The sequence below is a fragment of the Modestobacter sp. VKM Ac-2979 genome, from assembly GCF_026967995.1.
GTDB lineage: Bacteria > Actinomycetota > Actinomycetes > Mycobacteriales > Geodermatophilaceae > Modestobacter.
On the sequence record NZ_JAPVBO010000006.1, the window covers coordinates 160,794 to 173,743 of the forward strand.

Sequence of the window (12,950 nt, forward strand, 5' to 3'; positions counted from 1 at the left end):
TCTCGGCAGAACGGCCAGTAGCCGGCCGGTCGGCCGCCGCAGGACGCAGCGCTCACCTTGGGCCACTGGCGGCTCTGCATGCCGAGAACGCTGATGTACCGGTCAGTCCGCTAACGGGCGTTCGAGCTCGTGGGCGGCGTGGCGAGCTCGGACTTCGTTTGGACGGGCGGACGGTCCCGGCCTGAGACACGCCGGGAAGTTCGGTTAGCAGCTGCTAGACAGGCGCTCTAAGTAGAGGCACTATCAAGGTGTGCCGACCGGACCGCAGCCCAGCGAGTGGCTCCGCGGGGTCCTCGAGCTGTGCGTCTTGCGGGTCATGGCTGATGGGCCCACCTACGGCTATGCCATCGCCGGTCGGCTGGCCGACGCGGGCTTCGGCGACATCAAGGGCGGCACGCTCTACCCGCTGCTGGCCCGGCTCGAGAAGAACGAGCTGGTCATCGTCGACTGGCGGACCGGTGACACCGGTCCGGGACGCAAGTACTTCACCCTCACCGACGCCGGCCGCGCCGAGCTGGAGCACGGCGTCACCCGGTGGGAGGCGTTCTCGGCCCGGGTCGGCGTCCACCTTGCCGCGGGCGGCAACGCCTTCGTCCACTCCACCCACTCCTCGAGGAGTTCAGCATGAGCGAGTCCCCCGGCGTGCAGGCCGCACCGCAGGAGGTCTGGGAGCGTCCGTTCGTCCGGGCCCACAAGGAGTGGTGTAGTGCGTTCGTGCTCGAGCTGCGGCTGCGGGACGTCCCCGGTCCGGTGATCGGGGAGCGCCTGGGCGAGGTGGAGGGCCACTGCACGGAGACCGGTGAACCCCCATCGGCAGCGTTCGGTGATCCCACCGACTACGCCCGGGAGATCGATGCGGAGAGCTCTCCCGAGCGCGTGTCCGGGGTGTGGACCATCGCCGCCCTCGGCGCCGGTCAGGTGCTGGCCATGCTCGTGGGCACCGCTGCGGTCCGAAACTGGGTCAGTGGTGAGCCACTGACCTACAACCTGGTGCAGCTCGGCTGTCTCGCCGTGGTCGCGGCCGCGCTGCTGTGCCTACCTCGAGTGCTGCGCCCGCTGATGGCGCGCCCTTGGGTGTTGGGCACCGCCCTCTTCGCCCTCGTCGCCGTGGTCGCCGCGGCTGGTGTCGGAGCCGCAGCAGCCAGTGGGACTTCGTCAGCGACCGTTGTTCCGGTGTCACCGGCAGTGATCGCGATCGGGCTCTTCGTGGTGGTGCTCGCCCTGTCCTGGCTCGAGTACCGCGAGCTGACTGGTGACTCCGCCGACGATCTCGTCACCTCCCCTCTCGCCCCTGAGCCGCGAGCGAACAGGGCAGCCCAGCGATCAGGCTGGATCGCCTTGGTGCCGGCCCTGATGATCCCCACCTATTACCTTGCGGTGGGGATCCTCTCCTGGGTCTTCGGCTGAAGCACGTGAACCAGTCCGACGGCGTGCCGCGTTGAGGCGACAGCGTTCCGCCGGCAGTTGTCGGACTGGTCTCGATCTGATCGCCTGCCGTCGCTGAGTCGCGCACGACGCGTGCCACCAGCCAGGGCGACACGCGCGAAGCGCCTTCCCATCACCCGCGGGCTCTCGAAGATCGACCCGGCTCTCCCGGCACATCGGGTGAGGCAATCGTGAACCGCACCCGCAGGGGCGCCAGCGCTTATCGTCCCGAAAACGGTCAGGTTTCGGGCAGTCCGTTAACGAGCGGTTTCGGTCAGCCGGGTTGGGACGAGGTCACGCAGTGTGGCCGGTGGTGGGGAGGCCTTCGAATTGCTGTTCGACCGGTACCGAGGCGTGGTGCCTTGTGCTCTGGGTGCCCGGCTGCCACTGTCCGGCCTCCGCTGAAAGAGGCCGATCATGACCGCTCCCTCCCGGGGTTCGTCCGCGCTGCTCGTCGTATCGCTGTCGCTCATTGCCGGCTTCGCCGCCTGGTGCGGCCGGGCGGTGTGGAAGGGCAGTGGGACGTTCGCCGTGGCCCTGTTCGGCGTGCCCCTGCTGCGCGGCCGGTGCCCTCTGGACCGACCGTGCGGGCCGTGGGACGGCCGCCCCGGTCCTTGCCGGCGTGCTCGCGGCTGTGTCGCTCGGGTGGTCGCTGATCGTGGCGCTGGGCTCAACTCAGGTCGGTGCCGTAGCCGCTGCGGTCACCGGGCAGCTCGAACCGGATCCGCGCCTCGGGTCTGCGCTTCCACAGCGATGACCAGACCACCAGGTCTGGCTTTTCGGCTGTGAGGATGTCGGGCTGCAGCTCGTCATCCAGCAGCAGCAACCACGGACGGGCGAGGTCGTGGTTCGGCGTGGTCAGCGCTTCGTAGAGCACGTGCGGTGGCGCCGGCTGGTTGCGCCGGCGTGAGCCGACCGTGATCACGAGACCAGCGAGGGACTGGGTCCGTCGGGTCCGTGCGGCCCGGTCGTCCAGATGGTGAGGGCGGTGCCAGGGGGCGCGGTTGTGCCTGGTGCGGGCCGTTGGGCGGTGATGAGGCCGGTCAGTGCGAGGGGTGGTTCGCCGCTCACGCTCACCAGCGAAAGCCCGAACGGTCCGGCGACCATGAGGGCCTCGGGGACCGTCAGCCCGGTCACGGCCGGCACTGCTACCAGCGCCGCGCCTGCCAGCTCTCGCATGGGCGTTGCCAGCTTGGCCTTGGCTCGTCCTCGACCCACGGGATGGACCTCCTGTGCCGCTGGATGGCGCGGGACCCCGCCGATACGGGGGTACCGGCGGAGGCTGGCTTCAGCGTAGGGCTGGGAGTCAGAAGCGCGGGGTGGTCGCGCCTTCTGGCTGGACGTTCCACGCCGGCGTCCAGCGGCCTACGGCGAAGGGGAATCCGGGCGCGGTCTCGCGGTGGTATTCGACATAGCCGAGCCAGCCGTCGCCGCGTTCCTCGCTCTGCGCCCAGGCGTGCAGCAGCGCGGGCGTGTGCCATTCACGGCCCCACCGGACACGTACGGGCATGGGCGGGTCGAGGATCCGGTCGGCTTCCTCAAGGGCTGTAGCGAGGTTGTCCCAGGAGGTGACTCGCAGGTGCTCGAGCGTCGACCGCCCGTTTCAGATACAGAAACAGCACGGACCGATCAACTCCCTGGCCGTGCCCGCTACGTGCCCGTAGGACGGGCACGGGAGGGTCAGCGGGGGGTGACTGACGGCGAGTCCCATCAGCGCGCTGAGCTGCAGATACTGCGGAAAGAACACGTGAGAGGAGTGCGTCGGAGCGATCTTGAAAATCGCTGAGAATTCACAGCTCTTCGTGGGTTCGAATCCCACGCCCTCCGCATGACCGCCGGCCGTGCCGCCGTTACCGGGCCGATGTGCCCAGGCCATCCGCAGGTCTCGTTCTGCTCACCCGCGCGCCACCCCCTTGACAGTTGTTTGTAAGGACGGTTGCCTAACAAATGTGACCGCCGTCGCAGACACCCCGCAGCACCGACGAGCCCTGCGCTCGACCGCCAAGGTGCTGCCCGAGCACGCCCGGGCGAGCAACCGGTCGATGGTGCTCCAGCTGCTCTTCCACGCCGGGCCGCGGTCGCGGGCCGAGCTGGCCCGGGCGACCGGCCTGACCCGGGTGACGATCTCCGACCTCGTGGCCTCCCTGCTCGCCCAGGGCCTGGTCACCGAGCTGGGTCAGCAGGCCGACGGCAAGGTCGGCAAGCCCGGCACGCTGGTCGGTCTGGACGCCGGGGCCTTCCAGATCGTCGCCGTCGACCTGGCCGACGACGAGCGGGTGCACGGCGCCGTGCTCGACCTGTCCGGCGCCGTCCAGGAACGCCGGACGGCGGCGGTCGGCGGCCGCACCGGCGCCGCGGCGGTCGAGGTGCTGCTGGAGCTGTGCCGGGAGCTCGTCGCGGCGACCACCCGCCCGGTGCTCGGGGTGGGCGTGGGTTCCCCGGGCGTCATCGACCCCTCCGGCCGGGTGCTGCAGGCCCCCAACCGCGGCTGGTACGACCTGCCGCTCGCCGAGCAGCTGAGCGCCGCGCTGGAGCTGCCGGTGCACGTGGCCAACGACGCGGACACCGCGGCCCTGGGCGAGTTCACCTGGGGCGGCGCCTCCGGCAACGGCCTGCTGGTGCTCACCGTCGGCGGTGGGGTGGGCGCCGGGATCGTGCTGGACGGCGCCCTCGTCCAGGGCAACGAGCACGCCGCCGGCGAGCTCGGGCACGTCACCGCCCTCGACGAGCGCGACGAGCACGACCAGGCCCCGCTCGGCCGCCCCCAGCCCTGCGCCTGCGGGCGCCGCGGCTGCCTGGAGACGGTGCTGTCCGTGCCGGCGATGCGCCGGCGGATCGCCGGGCTCGACCCAGCCGCCTCCGACGCCGCGCTGGCCTCGGTCGGGCGCCGGCTGGGGATCGTGCTGGCCCCCGTGGTCAGCGCCCTGAACCTCTCCGAGGTCGTGCTCTGCGGCCCGGAGGAGCTGTTGGGTGGGCCGCTGCGTGAGGCGGCGCTGGCCACCCTGCGCGAGCGCACCATCCCGGTCGTCAGCAGCCACGTCCAGCTGCGGATGACCTCGCTCGGCGAGCACGGCGCCCTGTCCGGGGCCGCCGTGCTCGTGCTGTCCGGTCAGCTCGGGGTCACGTGACGACCCCGAGCCGACCCCTGCACGTCGGGAGAGCACGCCCCCCTGGAACGGCGCTGTCCGGCACCGTCCGCGCATCGGGAAGGAACCCCAACATGAAGAGGGTACGCACGAGAGGCCTGGCTGCTCTGGCCGCCGGGATGCTGGCACTGACCGCCTGCGGCGGCGGCGAGGACGCCGCCGAGGCCGGCGGTGAGAGCGGTGGCGAGCTGCGGCTGTGGCTGGCCGGCTCCGACACCCCGCAGGAGCTCCGCGACCACCTCGTCGAGACCTTCGAGGAGCAGCACCCCGACTCGACGCTGGTGATCGAGGAACAGGACTGGAACGGGCTGGTCCCGCGGCTGCAGACGGCGCTGACGTCGGAGAGCCAGACCCCGGACCTGGTCGAGCTCGGCAACACGCAGAGCCCGACGTTCACCTACGCCGGCGCCTTCAGCGACATCACCGACATGTACGAGGAGCTGGGCGGCGAGGACCTGCTGCAGGGCTTCGTCGACGCCGGCACGGTCGACGACACCCTCTACGCGGTGCCCTACTACTCCGGCGCCCGCGCGGTCTTCTACAACAAGGAGCTCTTCGCCGCCGCCGGGGTCGAGGTGCCCACCACCCTGGCCGAGTTCACCGAGGTCGCGCAGACGCTCCAGCAGGCCAACCCGTCCGGGCAGCCGGGCTTCTCCGGGTTCTGGCTGCCCGGGCAGGACTGGTACAACGGCGTCGCCTGGTTGAACAGCCACGGCGGCGAGCTGGCCGTCGAGGAGGACGGCGAGTGGACCGGGGCGCTGTCCAGCCCCGAGTCGCAGGAGGGGCTGGCCGAGGTCCAGGAGCTGTTCACCACGGCCACCAGCGCACCGCGGGACGCCGACTCCGACGAGCCGTGGATCGCGTTCAACAACGGCGAGGCGGCGATGTTCTCCGCCCCGACCTGGGCGCGCTGGAGCATCGACCTGCCCGAGTGCAACAAGGGCGTGGCCGCCGACGACGAGTCCGAGGCCGCGAAGGCGCTGCTGGACGAGCAGCAGGCGTGCAACGAGGAGAAGACCGGCATCTTCGCCCTCCCCGGTCTCGAGGAGGGCTCGGTCGCGCCGGTGTTCTCCGGTGGCTCGAACATCGGCATCCCGGCGAAGTCGGGCAACCAGGAGCTGGCCCGGGACCTGCTGCGGATCATCTTCAGCCCCGAGTACCAGACGATGCTGGCCGAGAACGGGCTGATCCCGGGCAACACGGAGTACGCCGACGCGCTCGGCGACGACGTCTACGCCCAGGCGGCGCTGGCCGCTGCGGTCGACGCCGAGCTCACGCCGCCGGCCGAGAAGTGGGCCGACGTCGAGGGCGCCCGGATCCTGGAGGACCTCTTCCAGGAGATCGCCAGCGGCACCGACCCGGCCACGGCCGCGGCCGAGGCGGACCAGCTGATCACCGACACGCTCAACTGACCGCCTGACCCCGTCCGCCGGGGGCGCGACCGCGCCCGCCCGCCGTCCGGCGCCCGCGCGCCGCGATCGCGTCCCCGGCCCGGCCCGGTCCTGCCCGGATCCAGGAGCCCGCCATGTCCGCGCCACCCGCACCTGCCGCGACCGCACCCCCTCCGCCCCGCACGTCGCCCCCGGCGACGGGGAGCACCTCCGCGGCCCCGCTGCGCCGCCGCCGTCGGCCGCTCCGCTCCCGCCTCGTGCCCTACCTCCTGCTCGTCCCGGCCCTGGTCCCGCTCGGGGTGGGGCTGGGCTACCCGCTGGTCCGCCAGTTCGTCTTCTCCTTCCAGGAGTACGGCCTGGCCCAGCAGTTCGGCCGCCCGGCCGAGTGGGTCGGCCTGGACAACTACGTCACCCTGCTCTCCGACCCCTACGTCTGGGGGGTGATCGCCCGGTCGATCGCCTTCTGCCTGGTCAACGCCGCGCTGACCATGGCGCTGGGCATCGCCCTGGCGGTGCTGATGACCAAGGTCGGTCGGGGCGCCCGGATCACCCTGCAGGTCGGCATGCTGCTGGCCTGGGGCACGCCGGTGCTGGCCACGATGACCGTCTGGCAGTGGCTGTTCGACTCCCAGTACGGCGTCGTCAACTGGGTGCTGGCCGGGCCGCTGGGGATGGAGGGGCAACGCGGCCACTCCTGGCTGATCGAGCCGCTGTCCTTCTACGCGGTCGCCACGGTGATCGTGGTCTGGATGAGCGTGCCGTTCGTCGTCTTCACCGTCTACGCCGGGCTGCTCCAGGTGCCCGAGGAGTGCATGGAGGCGGCCCAGCTGGACGGGGCGAGCAGCTGGCAGCGGCTGTGGGGGCTGGCGCTCCCGATGATCAAGCCGGTGCTCTTCGTGGTGGCCCTGCTCCAGGTGATCTGGGACCTGCGGGTGTTCACCCAGATCCACGTGCTGCAGCGGGCCGGTGCGCCGACCCGGGAGACCCACCTGCTGGGCACCTACATCTACTCGCTGTCCAAGGAGTTCTCGATGGCCGGGGCGATGGCGACGATCATGCTGGTGATCACGCTGGTGCTGACCACCGCCTACATCCGCCGGATGCTGCGCGAGGAGGAGGCATGACCTCCGTCGTCCCGCCGCCGGCCACTGCGGTGCCGGCCAGGGCCCGGGAGGTGCCCGCCCGGCGTCGGCCGCGTCGCCGGGGCACCGCGGCCCGCCGGCTGCTCGACGTGCTGGCGGTGCTGACCGCGCTGGCCTGGGTCTTCCCGGTCTACTGGATGATCAACAGTGCGTTCCTGCCGACCAACCGGCTGCGCACCCCGGAGCCGTCGTTCCTGCCCTTCGGCGGCACCCTGGCCAACTTCCGCCGGGTGCTCACCGACCCGTCGTTCTACGACGCCGTCAAGGTCTCCCTCGCCGTCACCGGGCTGACCCTGGCCGCCGCGATCCTCTTCGCCTTCGTCGCGGCGCTGGCGATCAGCCGGTTCCGCTTCCGGGGCCGCAAGAGCTTCGTCGTGACGGTGCTGGTCGTGCAGATGATCCCGGCCGAGGGGCTGTTCATCTCCCAGTACCAGATGCTGGACACCTGGCAGCTGGTCAACTCGGTGGTGGGCCTGTCGATCGTCTACGTCGCCGCCGTCCTGCCGTTCACCGTCTGGATGCTGCGCGGCTTCGTCAGCGGGGTGCCGATCGAGCTGGAGGAGGCCGCGATGATGGACGGCCTGTCGCGGACCGGCGCGTTCTTCCGGATCACCTTCCCGCTGCTCGCGCCCGGGCTGGTCGCCTCCGGCGTCTACGGGTTCCTGCAGGCCTGGAACGAGTACACCCTCGCGCTGGTCGTGATGACCGACCCGGACGAGCGCACCCTCCCGCTGTGGCTGCAGGGCCTGGTCGAGGCCAACCGGGCCACCGACTGGGGGGTGGTCATGGCCGGCGCCGCGCTGATCACCGTGCCGGTCATCGTGTTCTTCCTGTTCGTCCAACGGCGGATGAGCTCCGGTCTGGTGGCCGGGGCGGTGAAGGGGTGACCGCGCTCTCGGCAGGCGCGCGCGGGTGCACGGTCGGGCTGGACATCGGCGGCACCAAGGTGCTCGGGGTGCTGCTGGACGACGCGGCGACGGTGCGGGCCAGCGTGCGGGTGCCCAGCCGGCCGGGCACCGAGGGGGTCGTCGGTGCCGCGGCCGAGGTCGTCGCGCAGCTGTGCCGCACCGCCGGCATCCCCCCGGGCGAGCTGACCGGGGTCGGCGCCGGGGTGCCCGGGCTGGTCGCCCCGCTGACCGGCGAGGTCTCCCACGCGGTGAACCTGGGCATCTCCGACGAGCCGGTCGCGCTGGCCCCGCTGCTGGCCGACCGGCTGGGGGGTGTGCCGGTCGCCGTGGAGAACGACCTGAACGTCGCCGCCGTCGGCGCGGCCCGGGTGCTCGGCCTGCGGGGCGACCTGGCCTTCCTCTCCCTGGGCACCGGGGTGGCCGCGGGGCTGCTGCTCGGCGGGGAGCTGCGGCGCGGCCATCGCGGCGGCGCCGGGGAGATCGGGCACATCCCGTACGACCCGGCGGGCCCGCGCTGCCCGTGTGGTCAGCGGGGCTGCCTGGAGCTCTACGCCTCCGGGGCGGCGCTGGGCGCGGCCTGGCCCAGCCGCACCGGTCGGCCCGCCGCCGTGGAGGTGTTCGGGGCGGCCGCTGCCGGGGACGCCGCCGCCGTGCGGGTCCGGGACGCCTTCGCCGGGGCGGTCGCCGCCGCCGTCCGGCTGCTGGTGCTCACCTGCGACGTCGAGCACGTGGTGCTCGGGGGCGGGGTCGCCGAGGTCGGTGCCCCGCTGATGGCAGCGGTGGCGCACCAGTGCCGGCGGCAGGCCTCCGGATCGCCGTTCCTGGACAGCCTGCAGATCGCCGACCGGGTCCAGCTGGTGCCCGACGGGGTGCCGGTGGCCCCGATCGGGGCCGCGCTCGCCGTGCGGGACCGGGTCGCCGCCGGCGGACGCCGCCCGGTGCCCACCCCGTCGTGACCGGTCCGGCGGCACCGCCTTCCCCCGACGAGGAGCACCGCAGCATGGCCACCGAGCACCGCAACAGCACCGACCTGGACCGGCTGGTGAACGCCTGCCTCATGCCGGGCTTCAGCGGCGCGACCCTCCCGGCCTGGGTCGCCGACGCACTGGCCGACGGCCTGGCCGGGGTCTGCCTGTACGGCCAGAACCTCACCGGCGAGGGCCCGCCGGTGGCCGAGCGGGTCGCGGCGATCACCGCGGCGGCCCGGGCCGTGCGCGGCGACGTGCTGGTGGCGCTGGACGAGGAGGGCGGGGACGTGACCCGCCTGGAGTACACGGTCGGCAGCAGCTGGCCGGGCAACGCCGCCCTCGGCGTGGTCGACGACGAGGCGGTCACCTTCGCGGTGGCCGCCGGGATCGGCGCCCAGCTGCGCCGGGTCGGGGTGGACGTCGACCTCGCGCCGTCGGTGGACGTCAACAGCGACGTGGCCAACCCGGTCATCGGCGTCCGCTCGTTCGGTGCCGACCCGGCGCTGGTCGCCCGGCACGGGGTGGCCTACGTGCAGGGGCTGCGCTCGGCCGGCGTCGCCGCCGCCGCGAAGCACTTCCCCGGGCACGGGGCGACCACGGTCGACTCGCACCTCGGCCTGCCGGTGATCGACGCCGACGAGGCCACCTTCCGGGAGCGCGAGCTGCCGCCCTTCGCCGCCGCCGTCCGGGCCGGGGTGGACCTGGTCATGACGGCGCACGTCGTCTTCCCGGCGCTGGACACTGCGCCCGCCACGCTGAGCCGCCGGCTGCTGGTCGACGTGCTCCGCGGCGAGCTGGGCTTCACCGGGGTCGTGGTCACCGACGCCCTCGACATGGCCGGGGTCCGGGCCGCGCACGGGCTGGCCGGGGCCGCCGTGCTCTCCCTGGCCGCCGGTGCCGACCTGCTGCTGCTGGGTGCCGAGGACGGCGCGGAGCACTGTGTGGCGATCCGGGCGGCGGTGCGGGCGGCCCTCGCCGACGGCACGTTGCCCGAGGCCCGGCTGCGCGACGCCGCGGCCCGGGTGACCGCGCTGCGGCAGCGGCTGGCCGACGTCGAGCGCCCCGAGCCCCCGGCGACCGACCCGGACACCGGGCGGGCCGCTGCCCGGGCCGCCCTCCAGCCGCGTGGCGTCGCGCCGCTGACCGGGCCGGCGGTCGTGGCCGAGCTGCGCGCCGAGACCAACCTGGCGGTCGGGGACGCCGCCTGGAGCCTGGCCCAGCCGCTGGCCGAGGACGGCCTGCTGGCCGCGGTGCAGACGGTGACCGAGGGCGGGGTCACCGCGGAGGAGGTGGCCGCCGCGGCGGCCGGCCGGCCGTTGGTGGTCGCCGTCCGGGACGCCTACCGCAGCCCCTGGCAGACCGCGTGGCTCGACCAGCTCCTCCGGGCTCGGCCCGACGCGGTCCTGGTCGCGCTGGGCATGTCGGTCGACGCCGAGCGGGCGACGGGGCCGGCGGTCGCGGCCCACGGCGCCGCCCGGGTGGTCACCCGGGCGGTCGCCGACCTGCTCCGCGGCGACTGAGCCAGGCCGGACGGCCGGGTCCGTGCGGCCCGGGCCCGGCGGAGGTGAACGGGACCTGTTCGTATCGACGACTGACTGCTTTCATGTCGACATCTCACGTTCACCCGAGTGAGTGACAGTCCTCGGCGTCGTACCGATCCGTCGCAACCGGAGGCCACACGTGCCCTTTGCCCACTCGATGACGGCCCGCAGGGTCGCTGTCGTCACCGCCGTCACCGTGGGGGGTGCCCTGCTCGGCGCGTCCCCTGCCCTGGCGGTGGAGTCGCCCGTCAGCGACGACGGCACCACCGAGCTGCAGCTGCTCGGGATCAACGACTTCCACGGCCGGCTGGACGACGCGGTCGCCCTGGCGGGCACGATCGAGGAGCAGCGGGCCCGGGACGACGTCGACGCGACCGTGCTGCTGTCGGCCGGCGACAACATCGGCGCCTCGCCGTTCGTCTCCTCCAGCCAGCAGGACGCACCGACGATCGAGGTGCTGAACGAGATGGGGCTGGACGCCTCGGCCGTGGGCAACCACGAGTTCGACCGCGGCTTCGCCGACCTGACCGGCCGGGTCGGGGTCGACGGCGAGAGCGGCCTGGCCGACTTCGACTACCTGGGCGCCAACGTCTACGGCACCGACGGTGACCCGGTGCTGCCGGAGTACGCGCTGCTGGAGGCCGCCGGCGTCACCGTCGGGGTCATCGGCGTCGTCACCCAGGAGACGAGCTCGCTGGTCTCCCCGTCCGGCATCGAGGGCATCACGTTCGGCGACCCGGTGGAGGCCGCGAACCGGGTGACCGACGAGCTCACCGACGGCGTCGGTGACGAGGCGGAGGTCATCGTCCTGGTCGCCCACGAGGGTGCGCCGGAGGGCGAGGCCACCAGCACGCTGGAGGAGCAGCTCGCCGCCGACACCGCGTTCGCCGCGATCGTCAACGGCGTGGACGCCGACGTGGACGCGATCTTCACCGGGCACACGCACCAGACCTACGCCTGGCAGGCGCCGGTCCTGGGCACCGACGAGACCCGGCCGGTGATCCAGACGGGTTCCTACGCCGCGGACCTCGGCCGGATCGTGCTCAGCTACGACGAGTCGGCCGACGAGGTCACCGCCGCGACGGCGGAGAACCTGGCGCTGACCGAGGTGCCCGAGGAGGAGCTGGTCGTCGCCTACCCGCGCGTCGCCGAGGTCGCCGAGACCGTCGCGGTCGCCCAGGCGGCTGCCGACGAGCTCGGCAGCGTGGTCGTCGGGTCGGTCACCGCCGACATCACCCGGGCCTTCACCACCGGCCCGGACGGCGAGCAGGCCGAGGACCGCGGTTCGTACTCGGCCCTCGGCGGCCTGGTGGCGGACAGCTACGTGTACGGCGCCGCGGACAGCGCCATCGAGCCGGCCGACCTCGGCCTGGTCAACCCTGGTGGCCTGCGGGCCGACCTGCTCTACGGGGAGGACGGTGAGATCACGCTGGCCGAGGCCAACGAGGTCACCCCGTTCGCCAACGACCTGGTCGTCGTCTCGCTGACCGGGGCCCAGTTGGTGCAGGTGCTGGAGCAGCAGTGGCAGCCCGAGGGCAGCTCGCGGCCGTTCCTGGCCCTGGGCACCTCGGAGGAGCTCACCTGGTCCTACGACCCGGAGGCGGCCCCCGGTGAGCGGATCATCGTCGACAGCATCCGGATCTCGGGGGAGCCGATCGACACCGACGGCACCTACCGGGTGGCGACCAACAGCTTCCTGGCCTCCGGCGGCGACAACTTCACCACCTTCGCCGAGGGCACCACGGAGCAGACCGGTCTGATCGACTTCGACTCCTTCCAGGCCTACCTGGAGGAGAACTCGCCGCTCAGCCCGGAGGAGTTCACCGGGCGGGTCACCGTCGGGGACGCCTCCGAGCAGCCGCAGGAGCCGCAGCAGCCGGCGGCCGAGGTGGCGGTCTCGCCGTCGACCTTCGCCCCCGGCGACCTGGTGACCTTCTCGGTGAGCGGCTTCGGCCCCGCCGAGCGGGTCGAGGTCACGGTGGACGGCCGGCGGCTGGGCCGGGTCACGACCGACGCCGAGGGCGCCGCGACGGTCCGGGTACGGGTGCCGGGCTCCGTGGACACCGGCACGGTCGAGATCACGGCCACCGGCGTCACCTCCGGCTCGACCGCGGCGGTCGAGGTGCAGGTGACCGACCGGGCGCGGCCGGTCGACCGCGGCACCCGGGCGCAGGAGCTGGCCTCGTGGCTGCGGCAGCTGTTGGGCACCTGGCTGCGGTGACCCCCGGTGCCTCGGCTCGGGCGCACGACCGGCCCGAGCTGAGGCACTGACCAGCACGACGGGACGACGACGGGCCCCCCACTCCGGTGGGGGGCCCGTCGCCGTCGGTGGCCTGCGGCCGGCGGGACTCACCCGTATGGGGCGGCCGGGGGACGGCGGGAGGTAGTCGACCCCCCTGGCTGCCGATCACCGGAGGGTGCAGATCAAC

The 12,950-nt window shown here is 73.1% G+C and carries 12 protein-coding genes and 1 tRNA gene; 10 read left to right on the forward strand and 3 right to left on the reverse strand.

All coding sequences use genetic code 11. The features are described from left to right. The first annotated feature begins 250 nt into the window (after window positions 1–250). Window positions 251–628 carry a PadR family transcriptional regulator gene (locus O2W15_RS18055; protein ID WP_269161131.1) on the forward strand — a complete coding sequence of 126 codons (378 nt, stop codon included), beginning with the start codon at window positions 251–253 and terminating at the stop codon, window positions 626–628. A 14-nt stretch (window positions 629–642) separates the two neighbouring features. Beyond that, window positions 643–1,407, forward strand: a complete 765-nt coding sequence (locus tag O2W15_RS18060) for a hypothetical protein (RefSeq protein ID WP_269180382.1) — start codon at window positions 643–645, stop codon at window positions 1,405–1,407. Between the two features lie 688 nt (window positions 1,408–2,095). Here O2W15_RS18060 and O2W15_RS18065 read toward each other — a convergent pair. The 3 genes from O2W15_RS18065 to O2W15_RS18070 all read right to left on the reverse strand — a co-directional run bounded on the left by O2W15_RS18065 (window position 2,096) and on the right by O2W15_RS18070 (window position 2,935). Next, window positions 2,096–2,350 (reverse strand): hypothetical protein, encoded by a 255-nt coding sequence (locus O2W15_RS18065; protein ID WP_269180383.1) that lies wholly within the window; start codon window positions 2,348–2,350, stop codon window positions 2,096–2,098. Next, window positions 2,347–2,604, reverse strand: a complete 258-nt coding sequence (locus O2W15_RS24090) for a PASTA domain-containing protein (protein ID WP_442928858.1) — start codon at window positions 2,602–2,604, stop codon at window positions 2,347–2,349. Before O2W15_RS24090 ends, O2W15_RS18065 begins: the two co-directional genes overlap by 4 nt. Before the next feature lie 127 nt (window positions 2,605–2,731). Next, window positions 2,732–2,935 carry a hypothetical protein gene (locus O2W15_RS18070; RefSeq protein WP_269180384.1) on the reverse strand — a complete coding sequence of 68 codons (204 nt, stop codon included), beginning with the start codon at window positions 2,933–2,935 and terminating at the stop codon, window positions 2,732–2,734. 175 nt (window positions 2,936–3,110) lie between these two features. On the opposite strand from O2W15_RS18070, the gene O2W15_RS18075 reads away from it, so the two are divergent. From O2W15_RS18075 to O2W15_RS18110, 8 genes are all read left to right on the forward strand, one after another. Next, window positions 3,111–3,252, forward strand: a tRNA-Ser gene (locus O2W15_RS18075). Between the two features lie 122 nt (window positions 3,253–3,374). Beyond that, complete coding sequence (locus tag O2W15_RS18080; protein WP_269180385.1) at window positions 3,375–4,553, forward strand: ROK family transcriptional regulator; 1,179 nt, start codon at window positions 3,375–3,377, stop codon at window positions 4,551–4,553. A 92-nt stretch (window positions 4,554–4,645) separates the two neighbouring features. Further along, a complete protein-coding gene (locus O2W15_RS18085) occupies window positions 4,646–5,983 on the forward strand; it encodes an extracellular solute-binding protein (protein WP_269180386.1) in 1,338 nt (445 codons plus the stop codon). 113 nt (window positions 5,984–6,096) lie between these two features. Further along, on the forward strand, window positions 6,097–7,086 hold the full coding sequence (locus O2W15_RS18090) for a carbohydrate ABC transporter permease (RefSeq protein ID WP_269180387.1): 990 nt from the start codon (window positions 6,097–6,099) through the stop codon (window positions 7,084–7,086). Further along, window positions 7,083–7,991, forward strand: coding sequence for a carbohydrate ABC transporter permease (locus O2W15_RS18095; protein WP_269180388.1), 909 nt, complete (start codon window positions 7,083–7,085; stop codon window positions 7,989–7,991). Before O2W15_RS18090 ends, O2W15_RS18095 begins: the two co-directional genes overlap by 4 nt. Beyond that, window positions 7,988–8,968 carry an ROK family protein gene (locus O2W15_RS18100; protein WP_269161140.1) on the forward strand — a complete coding sequence of 327 codons (981 nt, stop codon included), beginning with the start codon at window positions 7,988–7,990 and terminating at the stop codon, window positions 8,966–8,968. The genes O2W15_RS18095 and O2W15_RS18100 overlap by 4 nt, the downstream gene beginning before the upstream one ends. Window positions 8,969–9,012: 44 nt before the next feature. Beyond that, window positions 9,013–10,500 (forward strand): glycoside hydrolase family 3 protein, encoded by a 1,488-nt coding sequence (locus O2W15_RS18105; protein WP_269180389.1) that lies wholly within the window; start codon window positions 9,013–9,015, stop codon window positions 10,498–10,500. A 160-nt stretch (window positions 10,501–10,660) separates the two neighbouring features. Continuing rightward, a complete protein-coding gene (locus O2W15_RS18110) occupies window positions 10,661–12,742 on the forward strand; it encodes a bifunctional metallophosphatase/5'-nucleotidase (RefSeq protein ID WP_269180390.1) in 2,082 nt (693 codons plus the stop codon). Window positions 12,743–12,950 lie beyond the last annotated feature (208 nt).